This is a genomic window from Kitasatospora sp. NPDC089509, from assembly GCF_044749365.1.
In the GTDB taxonomy this organism is placed as follows: Bacteria; Actinomycetota; Actinomycetes; order Streptomycetales; family Streptomycetaceae; genus Kitasatospora.
Genome location: NZ_JBIVHS010000013.1, coordinates 167,700 through 188,645, shown reverse-complemented (window position 1 = coordinate 188,645; position 20,946 = coordinate 167,700). Strand labels below are relative to the sequence as shown.

Below are 20,946 nucleotides of genomic sequence, written 5' to 3'. Positions count from 1 at the left end.
GCCCGCCCGCCCCCGGTCAGCCGTCCAGCAGCCGCGCCTCGCGCTCGGGGTCGAGCCCGACGGCCGGCCGGTCGGCGCGCTGCGGGGCCTCGCCGCCGATCGACCGCAGCCAGGCCCAGGTGTCCGCGACGGTCTCGGTGACCGGGCGGCAGCGCAGCCCGGCCCCGACGGCGCGGGCCACCGAGGCGCCGTGCAGGAAGTCGTACAGCTCGCCGGGCGGCAGCCAGACCGGCAGCTCCGTCCAGGGCTGCACGCCCGCCGCCAGGATCCGCTCCGGCTCGGTCCAGCGCAGCTCGGCGTCCGAGCCGGTGGTCCGGACGCAGGCCTCCAGCAGCCCGCCCATGGTGGTGTGGCCGGCCGGGCTGACCACGTTGTACGGGCCGCCCAGCCGGGCCGTCACCGCGTCCAGGGTCCACTGCGCGAGGTCACGGACGTCGATGTACTGCAGCGCCGTGTCGCGCGGGCCGGGGGCGAGCACCGGGCCGCCCCGGGCGATCCGGTTCAGCCACCAGGGCAGCCGGCCGATGTCCTCGTGCGGGCCGAGGATCAGCCCGGCCCGGACCAGCAGGGCGCTTCCGCCGAACTCCGCCTCCAGGGCCAGTTCGGCGCCGCGCTTGGTCTCGGCGTAGGGCACCTCGCCGGTGAGGTCCGGGGAGGAGGCCACCACCGGGGCGGTCTCGTCCGCCCCGGCGCGCAGCGGGTGGTCGTAGACCGAGCGGCTGGAGACGTACGCGTAGTGGCCGATCCGGCCGTGGAGCAGCCGGGCGCTGTCGCGCACCGCCGCCGGGGCCCAGGACCAGGTGTCCACCACCGCGTCCCACTCCCCCGTGCCGAGCGCCGCGAGGCCGTCCTCGGCGGTGCGGTCCCCGCGCAGCACCCGCACGCCCTCGGGGGCGGGCTGCGTGCCGCGGTTGAGGGCGGTCACCTCCCAGCCCCTGGCCAGCGCCTGCTCGGCGACGGCGCGTCCGACGAACTTGGTCCCACCCAGCAGCAGAAGTCTCATGCCGACCACCCTGCTCCGAGGGTGGCCGGCATGGGAACCGTTGAACGCTCTGGGCGGAATCGCCGTCGGCAGACACGCTGTCGGCGAACCGGGGCCCGTCGGACCGTCGCTCAGGTCGTGGTGCGGTGGTCCGGGTCGTGCATCTCGCCGACCAGTTCCTCCAGCACGTCCTCCAGCATGACCACGCCGGTGGTCCGGCCGTCCTGGTCCAGCACGGCGGCCAGGTGGCAGGTGGCCCGGCGCATCGCGCCGAGGGCGTCGTCCAGCGGGAGGCTGCCGCGCAGCACCGTCATCGGCCGCCACAGCCGGGCCGGGACGGGCGCCGACGGGTCCTCCACGTCGAGGATGTCCTTGAGGTGGAGGTAGCCCAGGTAGCCGTGGCCGGCCGGGTCGCCGTCGGTGACCGGGAAGCGCGAGAAGCCGGTGCGCAGGGCGAGCTCCTCGACCTCGGCGGCGGTCGCCTTCGGGTCGACGGTGACCAGTTGCTCGGGCCGCAGCAGCACGTCGGTGACCGGGCGGCGGCCCAGCTCCAGGGCGTCCTCCAGGCGTTCCTGGCGGTCCTCGTCGAGCAGACCGGCGTCCCGGGAGTCGACCAGCAGGTACATCAGCTGCTCGGTGGTGAAGACCGACTCGACCTCGTCCTTGGCCTCGACCCGGAACAGCCGGAGCACGCCGTTGGCGGCGGCGTTCAGCAGCCGGATCACCGGGGCGAGCCAGCGGGCCAGCCGGTCCAGCGGCGGGCCGAGCCAGAGCGCGGCCCGCTCCGGGCCGGCCATGGCCATGTTCTTCGGCACCATCTCGCCGATCACCATGTGCAGGAAGACCACGACGGCCAGCGAGATCCCGTACGAGAGCGGGTGCATCAGCGCGGACGGGACACCGATCGCGTGGAACGGGCCCTCCAGCAGCGAGGCGATGGTCGGCTCGGCGAGCGCACCGAGGCCCAGCGAGCAGACGGTGATGCCGAGTTGGGCGGCGGCCAGCATCGCGGAGACGTTGGACAGCGCGTGCAGCACGGTGCGGGCGCGCTTGTGCCCGGCCTCGGCGAGCGGCTCGATCTGGCTGCGGCGCACCGAGACGACGGCGAACTCGGCGCCGACGAAGAAGGCGTTGCCGAGCAGGAGCAGCACGGCGACGGCGAGTTGGAGCACGGTCATCGGACCTTCTCCCCACCCTCGCCGAACAGGCCGGGCGCGCTGGTGCGCTCCACCCGGACCTGACTGGTGCGGTGCCGGTCGACGCCGGTCACGGTGAACCGCCAACCGGGCAGTTCGGCCTGCTCGCCCACTTCGGGCAGCTTGCCGAGCAGGTCGGAGACCAGGCCGGCCAGGGTCTCGTACGGACCGTCCGGGGCGTTCAGGCCGATCGTCTCCAACTGGTCGAGCCGGGCCCGGCCGTCGGCCTCCCAGACCGGCAGGCCGTCGACGGGCGGCAGCGCGAGCAGGTCGGGGTGGTCGGCCGGGTCGTGCTCGTCCTGCACCTCGCCGACGATCTCCTCGACGATGTCCTCGACGGTGACGACGCCGGCGGTGCCGCCGTACTCGTCGACCACGATGGCCATCGGCTGGAGCCGGCGCAGCTGGTCGAGCAGCCGCTCGGCGGGCAGGGTCTCGGGCACCAGCAGCGGCGGCGAGGCCAGCTCGGAGACCCGGACCAGGCCGCGGCGGGCGGCCGGGACGGCGAGCGCGTCCTTGAGCGTCACGATGCCGGTGACCTCGTCCACGGTGTCGGCGTAGACCGGGAAGCGGGACAGGCCGGTGGCCCGGGTCAGGTTGACGACGTCGGAGGCGGTGGCGTCACGCTGGAGCGCGGCGACGTCGATCCGCGGGGTCATCACCGACTCGGCGGTGAGGTCGCCGAGGCCGAGGGTGCGGACGAACAGGGTCGCCGACTCCTCGTCTATCGCGCCGGCCCTGGCCGAGTGCCGGGCCAGCGAGACCAGCTCGGCGGGGGTGCGGGCGTGGTCCAGCTCCTCCTGCGGCTCGATGCCGAAGGCCCGGACCGTCCGGTCGGCCGCGCCGTTCAGGAAGCTGATCAGCGGGCGGCAGACGAAGGAGAAGGCCATGTGCGGGGCGGCGACCGCGCGGGCCACCTGGAGCGGGCGGGAGATCGCCCAGTTCTTCGGGACCAGCTCGCCGATCACCATCTGGACGACGGTGGCCAGCACCATGCCGACCACCACGGCGACGCCGCGGGCGGCCGAGTCGGGCACTCCGAGGCCCGACATCACGGGCTGGAGCAGGGTCGACAGGGCCGGCTCGGCGAGCATGCCGACCACCAGTGAGGTGACGGTGATGCCCAGCTGGGCGCCGGAGAGTTCGAAGGAGAGGTGGCGCAGGGCCCGGGAGACCCGGGCGGACTTGGCGTCGCCGGTCTTGGCGGAACGTTCCACCTCGCCGCGGTCGGCGGTCACGAAGGCGAACTCGGCGGCCACGAAGAGGCCGTTCGCGAGGATCAGGAGCAGGGCTGCGAGCAGCAGCAGCCAGGCGGTGATCACAGTGCCGCCTGCCTTCCGGGGGCCGGAAGCGAGACGGCGTAGGTACTACCGGACGGATCGTCCATCGAGGGGGAGAGTCACTCCTCAGGTCGGCTCGGACCGGGTTGGTCCGGGTCGGTCGGTTCGGTTCGGGTCGTGCTGGGGCGGGGCCGAAGTTTTGCCCCGCTTTTACCAGCGTAGACCATAGCGGCGCGACCGTAGCAGGCGTGTTCGGACCCGCCGGGCCTCCGAATCGCAGGTCGGGGTCCGGTTGCCGGGCCGCTTGCCCTGCCGCTCGCCGGCCCTGACCGGGCCGCCGGCCGGGCCCGTGGCCGTCGCTGCGACCGTCAGACCTGGGTGTGGTGTTCGACCAGGTCGCGCAGCGCGCGGGCGTCCGCGATCGCCTGGTCCTTGCCGACGCCGGACTGGATGCCCACCACGGCCAGCGAGGTGCCGTCCGCGAGGTCCAGGGAGGCCCAAGGGTCGCCCTGGCGGAAGTTGACCCGGACGATCTCGGCCCAGGACAGTCGACGGCTGCGGACGAAGTTGACCACCGTCACACCCTCCGCGTCGGCGCGCACCCGCGGGCGGGCCAGCATCAGGCCCACGCAGGCGAACAGCACACCGCTGGCGATCATCATGATCCGGTCGTTGAGCTGCCAGTTCTCCGGGAGCAACACGGCCAGCACGACGAACAGCACCACCAGCACGGCGCAGACCGGCAGCAGCACCACGCGGGTGCGGCGGGGCGCCCAGGTGACGGGGAACTCGACGGGCGGCGTGGACACGTGGGGTCTCCGATGGGTCTGGATCGCGACGACGGGTCCGGGTCGCGACGGTGGATCCGGGCCGCGACGGTCGTTCGGGTCGCGACAGCACGAGGGCGGGGACGCCCGGTGGCGTCCCCGCCCTATTGAACCGTTCTTTACTCTCGGACGTGCGAGCAGGTCAGAGGCGGCAGGCGTGGATGTTGGTGACCAGGATCGCCCGGGCGCCGATGCTCCACAGGTCGTCCATGATCTGCTGGGCCTCCTTGCGGAGCACCATCGAGCGGACGGCCACCCAGCCCTCGGTGTGCAGCGGGGAGACAGTCGGCGACTCCAGGCCGGGGGTGAGCGCGACGGCGGCGCTGACCTTCTCGGCGCGGATGTCGTAGTCCATCAGCACGTAGCGGCGGGCCACCAGCACGCCCTGCAGACGGCGCAGGAACTGCTCGACCCGCGCGTCCTCGCCGGCGCCCTTGGGGCGGATCACCACGGAGTCCGAGACCAGGATCGGCTCGCCGAAGACCTCCAGGCCGGCGTTGCGCAGGCTGGTGCCGGTCTCCACCACGTCGGCGATCACGTCGGCGACGCCCAGCTGCACCGCGGTCTCCACCGCGCCGTCCAGCTTGGTGACCGTCGCGCTCACGCCGTGGTCGGCCAGGTGCTGCTCGACCAGCCCGGTGTAGGAGGTCGCGATCCGCAGGCCCTCCAGGCCCTGCACGTCCTTGACGTCCACGCCCTCGGGGCGGGCGAAGCGGAAGGTCGACCCGGCGAAGCCGAGGGCGAGCACCTCCTCCGCGTTGGAGTGCGAGTCCAGCAGCAGGTCGCGGCCGGTGATGCCGACGTCCAGGCGGCCGGAGCCGACGTACACGGCGATGTCGCGCGGGCGGAGGAAGAAGAACTCGACCTCGTTGGTCGGGTCGACGAGCACGAGCTCCTTGGGGTCCTTGCGCTGGCGGTAGCCGGCCTCATGGAGCATCTCCGCCGCGGGACCCGAGAGCGAACCCTTGTTGGGGACGGCGATGCGCAGCATGGGAGGTTGCTTCCTTACCTGTTGGACCTGCGGGACCTGTTGGACCTGCGGAAGGGGGTTGGTGTCTGGGGGTTCTAGAGGTACTTGTAGACGTCGTCGAGCGTCAGTCCGCGGGCGATCATCATCACCTGAACGTGGTAGAGGAGCTGCGAGACCTCCTCCGCCGTCTGCTCGTCCGACTGGAACTCGGCGGCCATCCAGACCTCGGCGGCCTCCTCGACGACCTTCTTGCCGATCGCATGGACGCCCTGCTGGACGAGCTGCGCGGTACGGGAGGACGAGGGGTCGCCGGTGGCGGCCTTCTGCTGGAGCTCGGCGAAGAGCTCCTCGAATGTCTTCGAAGCCATGATGGGACTCACCATACGGCGTGCGGGCGGACGGGCGGTAAACGGTCCCGGACCGTGGACGGTCGGGTGGACCGCCCCGGGCCGGGACCGTGCGGACTCTCCCGTCAGCGGGCGTCGCGCAGCGTCACCGCGGTGGCGACGGCGGCGGTGACGGCCTCGTGGCCCTTGTCCTCGGCGGAGCCCGGCAGACCGGCGCGGTCGAGCGCCTGCTCCTCGTTGTCGCAGGTCAGCACGCCGAAGCCGACCGGGACGCCGGTGTCCACGCTGACCTGGGTGAGGCCGGCGGTGGCCGCCTGGCAGACGTAGTCGAAGTGCGGGGTGCCGCCGCGGATGACCACGCCGAGGGCGATCACCGCGTCGTAGCCGCGGTCGGCCAGGCGCTTGGCGGCGACCGGCAGTTCGAAGGTGCCGGGGACGCGCAGCACGGTCGGCTCGGCGACGCCCAGCTCCTTGAGCGCGCGGTGGGCGCCGTCCAGCAGGCCGTTCATCACCTGGTCGTGCCACTGGGCGGCGATGACCGCGACCTTGAGGTCGGCGGCGCCGTCGATGGTCAGCTCGGGGGCTCCGTGGCCGCTCATGTTCTCCTACTTCCTGTGGTGGGTGGGGCGGGTCAGGAGCCGAGACCGGGCAGGTCGTGGCCCATCCGGTCGCGCTTCGTGCGCAGGTAGCGCAGGTTGTGCTCGCCGGGCGCGATCTCGACCGCCTCGCGCCCCTTGACCTTGAGGCCGTGCTCGGTGAGCGCGGTCAGCTTCTGCGGGTTGTTGGTCAGCAGGGTGAGCGAGCGGACGCCGAGGTCCACCAGCATCTGCGCGGCGATGCTGTAGTCGCGGGCGTCGGCGGGCAGCCCGAGGTCCAGGTTGGCGTCGACGGTGTCGCGGCCCTGCTCCTGGAGCTCGTAGGCGCGCAGCTTGTGGGCCAGGCCGATCCCCCGGCCCTCGTGGCCGCGCAGGTAGAGCACCACGCCCCGGCCGGCCTCGGTGACCCGCCGGAGCGAGGCCTCCAGCTGCGGTCCGCAGTCGCAGCGCAGCGAGCCGAACACGTCCCCGGTCAGGCACTCGGAGTGGACCCGCACCAGCACGTCCTCGCCGTCCGGCAGCCGTCCGTCCGCCCCGAGGCCGCCGGCCACCAGCGCGATGTGCTCGACGCCGTCGATGGTGCCCTGGTAGCCGACGGCGGTGAACTGGCCGTGCACGGTGGGCAGGGCGGTGACGGCGGCCCGGTCGACGTGCAGTTCGGTGCGGCGGCGGTAGGCGATCAGGTCCTCGATGGAGATGACCGCCAGGCCGTGCTCCCGGGCGAAGGCGACCAGCTCGGGCAGCCGGGCCATGGTGCCGTCGTCGTTGACCACCTCGGCGATCGCACCGGCCGGCGTCAGCCCGGCGAGCCGGGCCAGGTCGACGGCCGCCTCGGTGTGCCCGGGGCGGACCAGCACCCCGCCCTCGACGGCGCGCAGCGGGAAGACGTGCCCGGGGCGGGTGAGGTCGCCGGGCTCGGTGCCGGGCGAGGAGAGCAGCCGTACGGTGCGGGCGCGGTCGGCGGCGGAGATGCCGGTGTCCACCCCCTCGCGGGCGTCCACCGAGACGGTGTACGCGGTGCCCTTGCGGTCCTCGTTGACCTGGGTCATCGGTGGCAGCTTGAGCCGGTCCAGCTCCTCGCCGGTCATCGGGGCGCAGATCACGCCGGAGCTGTAGCGGATGGTGAAGGCCATCAGCTCCGGGGTGGCGGCGGAGGCGGCGAAGACGATGTCGCCCTCGTTCTCGCGGTCCTCGTCGTCGACCACGATCACCGCGCGGCCGAGCGCGATGTCGGCGATCGCCCGCTCGACGGGGTCGAGGACCAGCTCGATGTCGGCGGCGGCGGTGGTGTTGTTGGTGGTGGTGTCGGGGTCCGGCGTGGTGCCGGCGGCGGGGGTCTGGTTCTCGGTCATGCCGTGGCTCCCTGCGGGACGTTGGCGGACGTGGCTCGCGGATCACGGCTGCTCAGCCACCAGGACCGCAGGCCGAGCAGCACCAGGACGAAGTAGACGGAGTAGGTGAGACCGGAGAAGGTGTAGCCGCTGTTGAAGGCGAACGGGACGCCGACCGCGTCGACCGCTATCCAGGCGAACCAGAACTCCAGCCAGCCGCGCGCCTGGGCGATCATCGCAGCGAGCGTGCCGACGAAGATGTAGGCGTCCGACCACGGGCTCCAGGACAGGCTGGGGTACGCGGTGAACAGCAGCGCCAGGGCGACGGTGCCGACGGCCGTACCCGCCACCAGGGCGACCCGCTCGGGCCAACTGGCGAACCGCACCGCGATGGTGCCGCTGTCGCGGCGGCCGCGCCGCCACTGCGCCCAGCCCCAGGCGGCGGTGACGATGACGATCAGCTGCTTGCCGATCAGGCCGGGCACGTGGCCCCCGAGGTAGGCGGCGATCAGCACGACGCCGGACAGGAGTTGGACCGGCCAGCTCCACACCGAGCGGCGCCAGCCGAGCGCCAGACCGCCGAAACCGAGCAGGTTGCCGATCATGTCGGCCCATCTCACGTGTTCACCGAGGACGGTGAACGCCTCTCCGCTGAGCCAGCTCATTCGTTCTCCCCCGAGGTGTCACCGACGGCCCGGTCCGGCACGTGCGGCAGGTTGGGCAGGTTGGGCAGCGTGCGCGATTCGAGCAGCCGCTCCACGTACTTGGCGAGCACGTCCACCTCCAGGTTGACGCTCTCGCCGGCGGCCTTGGCGCCGAGCGTGGTCAGCGCGAGGGTGGCCGGGATGAGACTGACGGTGAAGCTGTCGCGGGCGGCCTCCACCACGGTGAGGCTGACGCCGTCGACCGTGATCGAGCCCTTCTCCACCAGGTAGCGGGAGATGGACTCCGGCAGCGAGAAGCGCAGCACCTCCCAGCGCAGGTTCCCGTCCTTGTCGCGCTCGCCAGGCTCGCGGCCCAACAGCCGCCCGGTGGCGTCGACATGGCCTTGGACGAGGTGCCCGCCGAGCCGTGCGCCGAGCGCCATCGCGCGCTCCAGGTTGACCCGGGAGCCGGGCTCCAGCTCGCCCAGGCTGGAGCGGTGCAGCGTCTCGGCCATCACGTCGGCGCTGAACTCGCCGGTGTCGGCCGCCAGTTGCTCGGGACTGTCGACGACGGTCAGACAGACGCCGTTGACCGCGATGGAGTCACCGTGCCGCGCGCCGTCCCGAACGACCGGGCCGCGCAGGCGGATCCGCGAGGAGTCGCCGATCTCCTCGATCGACACGACCTCGCCGAGCTCTTCGATGATGCCGGTGAACACCCGGGTCTCCTCGCGCTTGGGGCGCGGACTCCGGGGCGGCAGAGGGAGATGACACGGACGGGCACCGGTGCGCAGGGCCGTCGACACGACCCGTCGCCGGGGTGCCGGAGCCGCCGGGAGATCGCTCGCCCGGCTCGGGAGACACTGCTCCCGCTGTTCACCTGACCGTGGTCCGGTCCGATAGGTGTCGGACCACGGGTACTGCTCTTCGTCCGCCCGCGCACGCCTCCCATCCGGACTTTAACCGTCGGTCCAGGAATTTCACCTGGTCAACCGGCCGCTGGCTGCGGACGGGTCGCGGACTGTAACCGCCGGTTCGGATTTTCACCGACCCCGGAGTGCGCTGAACGTCACTGCTGATGACGTCATTGTGCCACGCGGGGCGCAAGCCCAGGGAGACCGTTCCGCTGTGGCCTGTTTCACGGCCTTGCGGGGAATGCGCGGCGGGGTCGGTCGCGGCGGGCGCGGGCGCGGGCGCGGGTGCAGGTGCGGGCGTGGGTGCAGGTGCGGCGGGGGCGGGGGCGGCACCCGAGGCCGCTCACCGGCCTCAGAGCGTGGCGGGCATGGCGATCGGCATGAAGTGGGTGACCTCCGGGGGGTGCTTCAGGTAGTGCAGCTCCCCCTCCGACCAGACCGGCCTGATCCGCCACATCGGCCCCGCGTACCCGCGCAGCGCCTCCTCGTCGCGCCAGCGGCTCACCACGAGCACCCGGTGCCCGCCCTCGCTCACCGAGCGCAGCAGCTCACCGCCCAGACAGCCGTCCGTCCGCCCCAGCTGCGGGATCACCTGGCTGACCAGGTGCGCGCAGAACTCCTCGATGCGATCCGCCGTGACCTGCCCGGCCCAGATTCTGACGATCACGGCCACCACCTCCGGCTGACTGCTGACTGCTGACTGGGGTCCCTGGCCCCATTATCAGCGGAAAACCGCTGGTGGGGAGGGGTGAGCCGACTCTTTCACGGAGAGTGGAGGATTCCCGGACGGACGACGGCCCGCTAGGTTCCCGGTATGACCATCGCCCCGGAAGCCCCCACACCGTCAACCGCCGTCCCGGCGCCGTCGAACCGCCTGTTCGCCGCCCTCAGCGTGGGCGCCCTCAGCGACCCGGCCCAGCTGCGCGAGGTCTACGAGCAGCCCGGCGATCACGCGCGCCGCAAGCAGGTGGACCGTCTGCACGACGTCGCCCAGCGGCTCATCGCCTGCTCCTCGCTGGTGTTCGTGGCCAGCTCCGACGCCGCCGGCCGGTGCGACGTCTCCCCGCGCGGCGGCCCGGCCGGGCTGGTCTCGGTGCTCGACGAGTACACCCTGGCCATACCGGACGCCACCGGCAACAAGCGCCTGGACACCATGCACAACATCCTGGAGAACGGCCGGGTCGGGCTGCTCTTCGTCGTCCCGGGCCGGGACACCACGCTGCGGGTCAACGGGCGGGCCTGCATCTCCACCGACCCCGAGCTGCTGCGACAGCTGACCGCCGTCGGCAAGCCGCCGCGCAGCGCCATCGTGGTGGCCGTGGAGGAGGTGTACGCGCACTGCCCGAAGTCGCTGATGCGCGGCTCGGCGTGGAAGCCGGAGAACTGGCTGCCCGCGGACGCCCAGCCGACCTCGGCGGAGGTCACGCTGTCGCACCTGCGGGACGACTCGCTGACCGTCGAAATGATCGAGCAGACGGAGCGGGAGGCGCTGCGGTACCGGTACGAGTAGCGGGTGCGAGTGCCGGTGCGGGCTCGTGCGGGTGGCGCGGGCGGGTCGAGGTGCCCCGCCGGCGGCCCGGGCGGGCCGACGACGGGGCACGCGCGTGTCGCCCCAGGTCAGGCCGCCTTCGGCAGGTCGACCACCGCCGCCCCTTCGGCCGCCCGCTGGACGGCCTCGACGCCCTTGTGGGCCGCCTCCTTGCTGCCGTAGCCCTGGCCGCTGGCGACGATCTCGCCGTTGCCCGCCTTGAGCCGGAACCGGTACTTGCCGCCGGCGTCCTCGTAGACCTCGAACTTGCCCGCCATCCGGGCCACCTCCTCGTGCGGCGCGGGACGCGCCGTGTCGGTCCGTAGTCCCCCCGCCCTTCCCGTCCCTCCCCTGCTAGCACCGTGCGTCCGGCGCCCGGGCACCCGCACCCGGTCGGCCGCCGGACGGGTGACGTCGGGCGGAGCCGGGTTTGCGGAGGTGCCGGGGACGTCGGCGGTGGCTTGAATGGACGGATGGACTGCGCGTTCTGTGCGGTGGTGGCGGGCGAGGAACCCGCGCACCGGGTGCTGGACGACGAGGCGGCGGTGGCCTTCCTGGACCGCCGGCCGCTGTTCCCCGGCCACGTGCTGGTCGTGCCGCGCGCCCACCACCGGACCCTGGCGGACCTGCCGGCCGAGGAGGTCGGGCCGTTCTTCCTGCGGGTGCAGCGGGTCGCGGCGGCGGTCGAACGGGGGCTGGGTGCGGCGGGCACCTTCGTGGCGGCGAACAACCGGATCAGCCAGTCGGTGCCGCACCTGCACGTCCACGTGGTGCCGCGGAATCCGAAGGACGGGCTGCGCGGGTTCTTCTGGCCGCGCGGGACGTACCCGGACGAGGCGGGGGCGGCGGAGGTCGCGGCGCGGCTGCGGGCGGCGCTCGGGGAGCGATAGGCGGCGTTGGGGAGCGGTGGGGGGCGCTGAGGGCCGGGGCTGGTAGGGGGCGTCGGGGGCGGGGGTTGGATTCAGGAGGCTCGCGCGGGTTCCGCGCGCCCGGTTCGCGTCCGCGGACGCTGGGGCATTTCCACCACACCTCTTGACAGGTATAGACCACTCCGCTTGAGTCGGTGTCGGCCCCGTACCGGCCCGCGCCCCGGTCGGCCGTCCCCCACGACGCGCCCCCGCACGGGGCCCGGCTCCCCTGCCCCGATCAGGTCCCTGTCTCGACGACGTGCGGCCCCCACCGCACAAGGGGTGATGACGTGTCAACCAAACGCCTGCTCGCGCTGCTGTCCGCCGTGGTCACGGCGCTCGCGCTCGCGGTGCTCCTCCCGGCCTCCGCCAGCGCCGCCGCCTGCGGCACCGCGTGGAGCGCCACCGCCGTGTACACCGGCGGCGCCGCCGTCTCGTACGGCGGCCACAACTGGACCGCCAAGTGGTGGACCCAGAACGAGCCGCCGAGCACCGGCGGCTCCGGGGTCTGGAGCGACCAGGGCCCCTGCGGCGGCCCCAGCGACCCCGGCCCGACCCCGACCCCCACCTCGACCCCCAACCCGGGCGGATTCCCGGTCAGCCAGGCCCAGTTCGACCGGATGTTCCCGAACCGGAACCCCTTCTACACCTACCAGGGCCTGCTCGACGCGACCGCCGCCTACCCCGGTTTCGCGGCCACCGGCAGCGACACGGTACGACTGCAGGAGGCCGCGGCCTTCCTCGCCAACGTCAGCCACGAGACCGGCGGGCTGGTCTACGTGGTCGAGCAGGACACCTCCAACTACCCCCACTACTGCGACACTTCGCAGCCGTACGGATGCCCGGCCGGGCAGGCCGCGTACTACGGGCGCGGACCGATCCAGCTCAGCTGGAACTTCAACTACAAGGCGGCGGGCGACGCCCTCGGCCTCGACCTGCTGAACAACCCGAGCCTGGTGGAGACCGATCCGGCGGTCGCCTGGAAGACCGGCCTCTGGTACTGGAACACCCAGAACGGGCCGGGCACCATGACCCCGCACGACGCGATGGTCAACGGGCGGGGCTTCGGCGAGACGATCCGCAGCATCAACGGCACGCTGGAGTGCAACGGCAACAACACCGCTCAGATGCAGCACCGGGTCAGCCTGTACCAGGGCTTCGTCCAGATCCTCGGCACGGTACCGGGGGACAATCTGACCTGCTGAGCTGCTGAGCTGCTGAGCTGCTCGACCTGCCGACACTGCGAACCGGCGGGCGGGTCGACGGGTCCGTCGGCCCGCCCGCTCCTCGCCCCGGGGCGGTCTGCTCCGGGGGGAGGAGCGCGCGCAGCCGTCCGTTCCTCGTGCGGCGCAGCCGGGCGTACACCCGGGGGAGCATCCGGAGCGGTCGAGATCATTATCCGGGCGGACGACTTCGCAGGTCGCGGGCGCCTAGGCTCACACACATGAACGAACTCGCCCGCCTGGTGCAGGAGACCACCGACCGGCTCGCGGTCCGGCACGTCGGCGTGGTGGTCGCCGGGCTGGCCGGTGACGCCGTCGAGATCCACGGCGCCGGACGGACGGGGCCGGACGGCCAACGGCCCGGGGCGGACACCCTGTTCGAGATCGGCTCCGTCACCAAGGTGTTCACCTCGCTCGTCCTCGCACGGCTGGCGCTGGACGGCACGGTGCGGCTCGACGAACCACTGGCGGAGCTGCTCCCCGACGCGGCGGCCGTCCCGGTCCGGGGCGCGGAGGCGATCACCCTGCGGCACCTCGCCACCCACACCTCGGGGCTGCCCCGGCTGCCCCGGGGCATGGTGCTGCGGTCCCTGCTCCGGCCCAACCGGCCCGACCCGTACGCCCATTGCACCGGCGACCGAATACTCTCCGGGCTGTCCCGCACACGGCTGCACTCCGTCCCCGGACGCAGCTTCCGCTACTCCAACCTCGGCGCCGGGCTGCTCGGGCTGGCCCTCGCCCGCCGGGCCGACACCGGGTACGGGGAACTGGTGGAGCGCGAGGTCTGCGCACCGCTGGGGCTGACCGACACCTGCCTGCGGCCGGACGGCGAGCGGGCGGCACGACTGGCGTGCGGCCATTCGGCGAGCGGGCGGCCGGTGCCGTCCTGGGACCTGGCGGCCCTCCCCGGCATGGGCGGGCTGCACTCCACGGCGACCGACCTCACGGCCTTCCTGCGGGCCCAGTTGGCCGCCGAACGCGCGCCGGAGGCACCGCTGGCACCCGCGATCCTGCTCACCCGGGAGACCCGGCACCGGGTCAACCCGTTCGCCTGGACGCACCTCGGCTGGCTCGGCCACCGACTGCACGCCCAGCAGGGCAGGCACCTGCAGCTGTGGCACAACGGGGGGACGGGCGGGTTCAGCTCCTTCGTCGCGTTCGACCCGGAGCAGCGGGTCGGGGTGGTGGTGCTGGCCAACAGCCGGCGGTCGGTGGACCCGGCGGGCACGGCGCTGCTGCGGAGGCTGCAGACCGGGTTCGGCGCGTCGGGGCGCTGACGGGGGCGGTGGCCTCCTGCCCTGCCTTGCCCTCTCCTGCTCGGCCTTCTCGGCCTTCTCGGCCTGTACGGTCGCCCCTCGCGCTCTCCCCCGCCACCGGTAGCCACCGGTAACCGCCGGCGGTCACTGTCGCTCCTGGGCCGAACGGCACATCAGCTCCGGACACACTTCGGTTGTTTCGGGCCAAAGGGTGCTGATTGGCACTGTTCGCCGGGGTGGCGGGCGATCGATCCTGGTGATCCAACAGTCGCAGTTCCGGTTGGGGAGACCGGCGAGAGCAAGGAGGCCGAGATGGCGATGGTGTGGTCGCCGGCGTGGGCGCGGTCGGTCGTGGAGAACGGCCAGGGCCGGCGCGGGCCGGTCGGTCCGCTCGGGCGGGTGGTGCGGGTGCACCGGGGGTTCCGGCCCGTCCCGTGGCGGGCGCGGACGTGGTTGGACGCCACTGCCGCGGTCCTCGCGGTGGTGGCCTGTCTGGCGCTCGGCGAGTGGTGGCCCGCGCCCGTGGTGGCGGCCGTCGCGCTGGTGGTCGTGAGCGGGTACGCGCTGCTGCGGCCCGCGCCCGGGCTGCACTCCGTGCGGGTCCACGAGGGCGGGCTGGCGCTGGTCGGAGCGGACGGCGGGGAGCGACTGCTGCCGTGGGCGGGCATCGAGGCCGCCGAGTACTCGCCCGGCGGGCGTCGCGGGGTCCCCGAGCAGGGCCGAATATGGCCCGTCGGGGCGGACGAGCCGCTGGTGCTGGCCCAGCTGCACGGGTTGGACGTACTGCTCCGGGAGATGGACGAGCGCCTCTCCCCCGGCCTCCGGGCGGCCCTCAACGAGACGCTGCGGACCGACGGGAGCGTCCGGTTCGCCCGGGGGCGGCTGACGGTGACGGCCGACGGCCTGGTCCACCGGCCGCCGCATTCGCTGGGCGCGGCGGAGGCCTACCGCTGGGCCGAGGTGCACTCGGCCCGGGCGTCCGGCCTCGGGGAGCTGGAGATCCGAACGCGGTCGGCCGGGCTGCCGCTCGCCCTTCCGGTGCCCAATGCCCGTGCGGCGGCGGAGTTCCTGGAGGAGGTCCGGTCCCGGAGCACCACGACGCCCACGACGCCCCGCTAGACCCTGTCCGACCGATGTCCTTGAAGGGTTGGATTCCCAAACCTACAGACCTATAGTGAGTTTGCTTTTCCACTCCACTCCATCGCAGGAGAGGCGGCCAGCCATGCGCGATGCCGTGATCGTCGAAGCCGTCCGCACACCCGTCGGCAAGGGCAAGCCGGGCGGCGCCCTCTCGGCCGTCCACCCGGTCGAGCTGCTCGCCCACACCCTCCAGGCCCTGATCGGGCGCAGCGGCATCGACCCGGCCCTGGTCGACGACGTGATCGGCGGCTGCGTGGACCAGGTCGCGGAGCAGGCGATGAACACCACCCGCTACGCCTGGCTGGCCGCCGGGTTCCCGGACTCCGTGCCGGCGACCACCATCGACCGACAGTGCGGCTCCTCCCAGCAGGCCGTGCACTTCGCGGCCCAGGGGGTGATCGCCGGGGCCTACGACCTGGTGGTCGCCTGCGGGATCGAGTCGATGAGCCGGGTGCCGATGTGGTCCAACGTGCCGCCGGGGGCGGACCCGTTCGGCGCCTCGGTCGCGGCCCGCTACCCCGGCGGGCTGGTCCCCCAGGGCGTCAGCGCCGAGCTGATCGCCGCCAAGTGGTCGATCACCCGGGAGGCGATGGACGAGTTCGCGGCCGGCTCGCACGCCAAGGCCGCCCGGGCCCACGCCGAGGGCCGGTTCACGGACGAGCTGGTCCCGGTGCCGACGCCCGGCGGACCGGTGACGACGGACGAGTCGGTGCGCCCGGGCAGCACGCCCGAGGTGCTGGCGGGCCTGCGCCCGGCCTTCGCGGACCCGGCCTACGCCGAGCGCTTCCCGCAGATCTCCTGGTCGGTGACGGCGGGCAACAGCAGCCCGATCAACGACGGCGCCTCGGCCGTCCTGATCACCAGCAGCGAGACCGCCGCCCGGCTCGGCCTGCGTCCGCTGGCCCGGTTGCACTCCTTCGCGGTCACCGGCTCGGATCCGCTGCTGATGCTCACCGGCGTGCTGCCCGCCACCGAGAAGGTGCTGCGCCGCGCGGGCCTCTCGCTCGCCGACATCGACCTGTTCGAGGTCAACGAGGCGTTCGCGAGCGTCGTCCTGGCCTGGCTCCAGGAGACCGGCGTCGACCCGGCCCGGCTCAACGTCAACGGCGGCGCGATCGCCCTCGGCCACCCGCTGGGCGCCAGCGGCACCCGGCTGATGACCACGCTGGTGCACGAACTGCGCCGCAGTGGCGGGCGGTTCGCGCTGCAGACCATGTGTGAGGCGGGCGGCCTGGCCAACGCGACGGTCCTGGAGGCGATCCACTGATCCCACTCATCCCCTAGGGGTCTCCACCGGCGCCTCCCGGAAGGGATCTATACGCCGCTGAGCCGACGTCAGTTCCCTTGCGGGCGACCTACCGTCGCCCTCATGAGCCGACACACGAACCGACGCACGAGCCGAGTTCGCACCACCGCCGCCGCGGCGGCACTGCTGCTCGCCCTGCCGCTGTCCGTCGCCGCCGCGGCCCCGGCGCTGGCCGCCCCCGCGGTACCGGTCGCCACCACGGCCGGTACCGCCACCGGCACCGCGAGCACCGTCCACCTCGAACTCCCGCGCCCGACCGGGCCGTACGCGGTCGGGCAGGAGATCCTGCACATGGTCGACCACGACCGCACGGACCCCTGGGTCCCCTCCGCCGGGCCGCGCCAGCTGATGGTCACGATGTACTACCCCGCACACGCGGGAACCGGCACTGCGGCCCCGTACATGACCGCCGCGGCCGCCCGAATGCTGCTGGACGCCAAGATCCCGGGCAACACCGTCCCGACCGAGACGGTGACCGACACCCGGACCTGGTCCAGGACCGATGCCCGCCCCCAGGGCGGGCACTACCCGCTGGTGGTCCTCTCCCCCGGCTTCACCATGCCGCGCACCTCGCTCAGCAGCCTCGCCGAGGAACTGGGCAGCCGCGGGTACGTGGTCGCACTGGTCGACCACACCTACGAGAACACCGGGACGACCTTCCCCGACGGGCAGACACTGCCCTGCGTGGAGTGCGGCCAACTCAAGACCCCCGAGGCCTGGAAGGGCCTGGACGAGAGCCGGGCGAAGGACGCCTCCTTCGTCATCGACCAGCTCACTGCCCGCCCCCACCCCATCTGGCGCTACGCCCGCATGATCGACCGCGACCGGATCGGCATGGCCGGGCACTCGGCCGGCGGCGCGGCCAGCGTCCCCGCGCTGGTGACGGACGACCGGATCCGGGCCGGGGTCGACCTGGACGGCAGCATGGACTACGAGGTGCCCGAGTCCGGCATCGGCGGCAAGCCGTACCTGATGATCGGTCACCCGCTGCCCGGCGCCGAGGACACCAGCTGGACCGACAGCTGGCCCCGACTGGACGGCTGGAAGCGCTGGTTGACCTTCGACGGCACCGACCACGGCAGCTTCACCGACTACTCGCTCTTCCTCGACGCACTCGGCGTCCCCCAGCCCCCCGGCACCACCATGTCGGGACAGCGCGCCACCGAGCTCACCCGGCGGTACGTCGGGGCGTTCTTCGACCTCCAGCTGAAGGGCATCGACCAGCCGCTGTTCGACGGGCCGACCGCCGCTGACCCGGAGGTCCGGTTCCACTCCTGATTCCGCTCCTCCTTCCACTCCTGATTCCGCTCCTGATCCGGGACGTCGTCGCCGCACCCGCGGCTCCACCCCGGTGACCCGCGAGGCCGTCGGCGAGCTGCCGGCGGCCTCGTCGGCCTGCCCGCCCCCGGACGGCGTCGCGTCACGCGGCCGCCGAGGCGATCGGCTCCAGCAGCAGGTGCGGGCGGACCAGGGCGCGGGAGACCGGGTCCTCCCGGTGGTGGTCGTCGGTGCGGGCGGGGTTGGGCCGCATCGCGACCTCGGTCGGCGGTACCGGCCCGCCGCCGCACGCGGGACAGGCTCCGACGAAGTCCAGGTCGGTGCCGCAGGGGACGTGCGCGAACAGGTGGTGCGGTCCGCCCGGGGTCGCGTGCCGGCCACCCCAGCGGCTCAACTGATAGAGCGGGCCCCAGAGTTCGAGACCTGCCCCGGTGAGCAGGTAGCCGTGGCGCAGCGGCGCCTGCTGATACGGCTCCTTGCGCAGCACCCCGGCCGCGACCAGGGCGTTGAGGCGCGCGGTGAGGACGGCGCGCGGGATGCCGAGGTGGGCGAGGAAGTCGTTGAAGCGCTGCACTCCGTAGAACGTGTCGCGGACGATCAGCAGGCTCCAACGCTCGCCGACCACCTCCAGGGCGCGGGCCAGCGCGCAGTCCTGCAGTTCGTAGTCGGTTCCCAGGGCCATGTGCGTCAGGGTAGTCCACTTAGGGAGTGGGTTCAATGAACAGACTTTCGGTGGTAGCGTGCTGCGCGAGACGAAGGTTCATTCACCAGACCTAGCGGTCCGGCCTCGGTCCTCCGGGTTCGGCCCGGTCCTCCGGGTCCGCCAGGTCCGCCCTCCGGAGGGAACACCATGTCCCCCGCACCATCCGACTCCGCCGCCCCCGTCCGCCCCCGCGCCACGCTGGCCGTCACGGCGGCCGCGACCGCCCTGGTCACCGTCGCCTACACGGCCCCCACCGCCTCGCTCGCCGCCACCGCCCAGGCCGCCCACCTCGGCGCCACCGGCCGCACCTGGATCCTCACCGGCACCCTGGTCGGCATCTCGGCCCTTCTGCTCACCGCCGGCAGCGCCGCCGACGACCACGGCCGCAAGCGGGTCTTCACCTCCGGCGTCCTGCTGTTCGCCGCCGCCGAGGCCCTGGCCGCGCTCGCCCCCGGCGGCACCGTCTACCTGGCCGCCCGAATACTGCTCGGCATCGCCTCGGCCGCCGTCCTGGCACCCGCGCTCGGCCTGATCAGCCACGCCCACCCGGCCGGGCCCGAGCGGATCCGGGCGCTCGGGATCTGGGGCGCCTCCGTCGGCCTCGGCATCGCGGTCGGACCGGTCTACGGCGCCCTCGTCCAACAGTGGGCCGACTGGCGCGCGGTCAGTGGCGGACTCGCCCTCGTCTCGGCCGCCGTGGCCGCCTGCGCGGCCGTCGGTCTCACCGAATCCCGGGCCGAACGACCCCGCCCGCTCGACCCGTACGGCGTGCTCACCCTGGCCGCCGGGACGACCCTGCTCATCGCCGGACTCGCCGAGGGCCGCAGCGGCTGGGCACGGCCCGCGGTGGTGGCGCTGCTCGCGGGCGGGGTGGTGTTGCTGGCCGCCTTCGCCGTGGTCGAGGCGACGGTCCGCGAGCCGATGCTCGACCTCTCTCTCTTCCGCAACCCCGGCTTCATCGCCGCAACGGGCGGTGCCCTGTTCACCGGGCTCTCGCTGGTCGGCTTCATGAGCTACCTGCCCACCCTGCTCCAAGGCGTACTCGGCCTCTCCGGCCTCGCCGCAGGCGGCGTGCTCGCCCTCTGGTCCGGCCTGTCCGTGATCGCCGCCCTCCAGGCCCGCCGACTGGCCGCCCGCCTGTCGGCCACCGCCCAGGTCGCCCTCGGCCTGCTGATCTGCGGCCTCGGCGAAGCCGGACTGTACGGACTCACACCCGGCTCCTCCTGGCTGCGGCTGGCCCCCGGACTCGCGGTCGCCGGCGTCGGCAGCGGAGTCCTCAACGCGGCCCTCGCCCGGCTCGCCGTCAGCAGCGTCCCCGCGCACCGCGCGGCCATGGGCTCGGGAGCCAACAACACCTCCCGCTACATCGGCTCCGCCCTGGGCGTCGCCGTAACGGTCGCCGTCGCCGGCACCCCCGGGCCCGCCACCACCGCCGACACCCTGGCCACGGGCACCGACCACGCCGTCCTGGTCGCCGCCGCCCTCTGCCTCCTCGGCGCCACCCTCACCCTCACCACCCGCACCGCACCCGCCCCACACCCTGCACGCACCCGCTGACGCCACAGAGAGCCGAGCCCTCCGACTCCTGGCACACACGCGGGAAATCGACCCGCACCAACCCGAGCCAGCCCCCGAACGCCAGAAGCCCACCCCTCCAACTCCCGGCACGACACACAAGAAGTCGACCCGGCCGACTTCCTGTGCGCGACCAACAGCCCACCCCCGGCCACCACTCCCGTACGCCGGAAGCCCACCCCTCCGGCCCCTGGCGCACACGCGGGAAGTCGACCCGGCCGACTTCCTGTGCGCGGCCACCAGCCAAGCGGCCCCGCCGGTCCCGACTGCACAACACTGGGCACGCCCCCTGGGCACCGCCGCTGGCCCACGGAGTCCAGCCCAACCCGCCATCTGCCGGGTCGGGCTGCTGAGGAGTACGGTCACCTCCCGGCCGGCCGAACGCAGGGGTCACGGCCTGCGGTGCCATCGGACGCCAGACCCACCGGCGGGGCGTGCCCGGCCAACATCGGAAGTCGGGTCGGCCGCTCGGAAAGGCGCAACGGCCAACAGCGCCGTTCGCTGCCCGCCCGACCGCTGCACGAGAAGTCGGGCCGGCCGACTTTCCGCGCGCGGCCGAGCAGCGTGGCATGCGACGCCGACCGACAGGGCCGAAACCGCCCACCTGGCCAACGCAGGAAGTCCGGCGCGGCCGAGCTGCTCGCTCGGCACGCCGGACCGACCTGCAGCGTTCGCCGCCCACCCGGCCGTTGCACGCGCGGGTGGGGTGGGGGTGGTCATGAGGCGGTCTCGTCGGGGCGTGGCTTCAAGGAGCCGGGCATCCGTCCTGCAGCCCGCAGCCCGGCTGCCGGTGGCCGTAGGGGCAAGGGCCGTGAACCGGGGCCGGGGGCCGGACGCGGAGCCGGGAGCACAACTTGTGGCGGGTGTGGGAGTGTTGGCGCATGAGGGCGGGGAGTGTGGGGGACTTTGTCTTCCGGGGTGCGGTGTGGGTCGGGGCCGTGG

The 20,946-nt window shown here is 73.3% G+C and carries 21 protein-coding genes and 1 riboswitch; of the genes, 8 read left to right on the top strand and 13 right to left on the bottom strand.

The annotated features are described in order from the left end of the window. Positions 1–16: 16 nt before the first annotated feature. The 11 genes from ACIP4P_RS25975 to ACIP4P_RS25925 all read right to left on the bottom strand — a co-directional run bounded on the left by ACIP4P_RS25975 (position 17) and on the right by ACIP4P_RS25925 (position 9,754). A complete protein-coding gene (locus ACIP4P_RS25975) occupies positions 17–1,003 on the bottom strand; it encodes an NAD-dependent epimerase/dehydratase family protein (protein ID WP_400922247.1) in 987 nt (328 codons plus the stop codon). Between the two features lie 110 nt (positions 1,004–1,113). Beyond that, positions 1,114–2,160, bottom strand: a complete 1,047-nt coding sequence (locus ACIP4P_RS25970; protein WP_400922245.1) for a hemolysin family protein — start codon at positions 2,158–2,160, stop codon at positions 1,114–1,116. Then, on the bottom strand, positions 2,157–3,500 hold the full coding sequence (locus ACIP4P_RS25965) for a hemolysin family protein (protein ID WP_350517518.1): 1,344 nt from the start codon (positions 3,498–3,500) through the stop codon (positions 2,157–2,159). The genes ACIP4P_RS25970 and ACIP4P_RS25965 overlap by 4 nt, the downstream gene beginning before the upstream one ends. A gap of 326 nt (positions 3,501–3,826) precedes the next feature. Next, a complete protein-coding gene (locus ACIP4P_RS25960; RefSeq protein WP_400922243.1) occupies positions 3,827–4,267 on the bottom strand; it encodes a PH domain-containing protein in 441 nt (146 codons plus the stop codon). A 160-nt stretch (positions 4,268–4,427) separates the two neighbouring features. After that, positions 4,428–5,276, bottom strand: a complete 849-nt coding sequence (gene hisG / locus ACIP4P_RS25955) for an ATP phosphoribosyltransferase (protein WP_400922241.1) — start codon at positions 5,274–5,276, stop codon at positions 4,428–4,430. A gap of 74 nt (positions 5,277–5,350) precedes the next feature. Continuing rightward, a complete protein-coding gene (locus tag ACIP4P_RS25950) occupies positions 5,351–5,623 on the bottom strand; it encodes a phosphoribosyl-ATP diphosphatase (protein ID WP_280685086.1) in 273 nt (90 codons plus the stop codon). A gap of 104 nt (positions 5,624–5,727) precedes the next feature. Continuing rightward, positions 5,728–6,201 (bottom strand): 6,7-dimethyl-8-ribityllumazine synthase, encoded by a 474-nt coding sequence (gene ribH / locus ACIP4P_RS25945; protein ID WP_350517515.1) that lies wholly within the window; start codon positions 6,199–6,201, stop codon positions 5,728–5,730. 32 nt (positions 6,202–6,233) lie between these two features. Continuing rightward, the gene (locus tag ACIP4P_RS25940) at positions 6,234–7,550 is read right to left on the bottom strand and encodes a bifunctional 3,4-dihydroxy-2-butanone-4-phosphate synthase/GTP cyclohydrolase II (RefSeq protein ID WP_400922239.1); all 1,317 of its coding nucleotides are present in this window, start codon (positions 7,548–7,550) and stop codon (positions 6,234–6,236) included. Next, positions 7,547–8,194 (bottom strand): nicotinamide riboside transporter PnuC, encoded by a 648-nt coding sequence (locus tag ACIP4P_RS25935; RefSeq protein ID WP_400922237.1) that lies wholly within the window; start codon positions 8,192–8,194, stop codon positions 7,547–7,549. Before ACIP4P_RS25935 ends, ACIP4P_RS25940 begins: the two co-directional genes overlap by 4 nt. After that, complete coding sequence (locus ACIP4P_RS25930; protein ID WP_400922236.1) at positions 8,191–8,892, bottom strand: riboflavin synthase; 702 nt, start codon at positions 8,890–8,892, stop codon at positions 8,191–8,193. Before ACIP4P_RS25930 ends, ACIP4P_RS25935 begins: the two co-directional genes overlap by 4 nt. Positions 8,893–9,109: 217 nt before the next feature. Then, positions 9,110–9,237, bottom strand: a riboswitch (FMN riboswitch). Between the two features lie 202 nt (positions 9,238–9,439). After that, a complete protein-coding gene (locus ACIP4P_RS25925; protein ID WP_350517511.1) occupies positions 9,440–9,754 on the bottom strand; it encodes an antibiotic biosynthesis monooxygenase family protein in 315 nt (104 codons plus the stop codon). 147 nt (positions 9,755–9,901) lie between these two features. On the opposite strand from ACIP4P_RS25925, the gene ACIP4P_RS25920 reads away from it, so the two are divergent. Continuing rightward, on the top strand, positions 9,902–10,597 hold the full coding sequence (locus ACIP4P_RS25920) for an MSMEG_1061 family FMN-dependent PPOX-type flavoprotein (protein WP_400922233.1): 696 nt from the start codon (positions 9,902–9,904) through the stop codon (positions 10,595–10,597). Positions 10,598–10,704: 107 nt separating this feature from the next. Here the strand turns inward: ACIP4P_RS25920 and ACIP4P_RS25915 are convergent, their stop codons facing one another. Next, entirely contained in the window at positions 10,705–10,893 is a 189-nt protein-coding gene (locus tag ACIP4P_RS25915) for a DUF1508 domain-containing protein (protein ID WP_350517509.1), read from the bottom strand. A gap of 195 nt (positions 10,894–11,088) precedes the next feature. Here ACIP4P_RS25915 and ACIP4P_RS25910 point away from each other — a divergent pair, with 195 nt between their 5' ends. The 6 genes from ACIP4P_RS25910 (at position 11,089) to ACIP4P_RS25885 (ending at position 17,726) form a co-directional block, all read left to right on the top strand. Continuing rightward, a complete protein-coding gene (locus ACIP4P_RS25910; protein ID WP_400922231.1) occupies positions 11,089–11,505 on the top strand; it encodes an HIT family protein in 417 nt (138 codons plus the stop codon). Between the two features lie 308 nt (positions 11,506–11,813). Beyond that, positions 11,814–12,728, top strand: a complete 915-nt coding sequence (locus ACIP4P_RS25905; RefSeq protein ID WP_400922229.1) for a glycoside hydrolase family 19 protein — start codon at positions 11,814–11,816, stop codon at positions 12,726–12,728. A gap of 239 nt (positions 12,729–12,967) precedes the next feature. After that, entirely contained in the window at positions 12,968–14,023 is a 1,056-nt protein-coding gene (locus ACIP4P_RS25900; protein ID WP_400922227.1) for a serine hydrolase domain-containing protein, read from the top strand. Between the two features lie 291 nt (positions 14,024–14,314). Next, on the top strand, positions 14,315–15,121 hold the full coding sequence (locus ACIP4P_RS25895) for a hypothetical protein (RefSeq protein WP_400922225.1): 807 nt from the start codon (positions 14,315–14,317) through the stop codon (positions 15,119–15,121). A gap of 103 nt (positions 15,122–15,224) precedes the next feature. Next, a complete protein-coding gene (locus tag ACIP4P_RS25890; protein ID WP_400922223.1) occupies positions 15,225–16,409 on the top strand; it encodes a thiolase family protein in 1,185 nt (394 codons plus the stop codon). A gap of 102 nt (positions 16,410–16,511) precedes the next feature. Next, a complete protein-coding gene (locus ACIP4P_RS25885; protein ID WP_400922221.1) occupies positions 16,512–17,726 on the top strand; it encodes an alpha/beta hydrolase family protein in 1,215 nt (404 codons plus the stop codon). 142 nt (positions 17,727–17,868) lie between these two features. Here the strand turns inward: ACIP4P_RS25885 and ACIP4P_RS25880 are convergent, their stop codons facing one another. Then, positions 17,869–18,408 carry a winged helix-turn-helix transcriptional regulator gene (locus ACIP4P_RS25880; RefSeq protein WP_400922219.1) on the bottom strand — a complete coding sequence of 180 codons (540 nt, stop codon included), beginning with the start codon at positions 18,406–18,408 and terminating at the stop codon, positions 17,869–17,871. A 168-nt stretch (positions 18,409–18,576) separates the two neighbouring features. Between ACIP4P_RS25880 and ACIP4P_RS25875 the strand changes: the two genes are divergently transcribed. Further along, positions 18,577–19,986, top strand: coding sequence for an MFS transporter (locus ACIP4P_RS25875; protein ID WP_400922217.1), 1,410 nt, complete (start codon positions 18,577–18,579; stop codon positions 19,984–19,986). Positions 19,987–20,946: the final 960 nt, after the last annotated feature.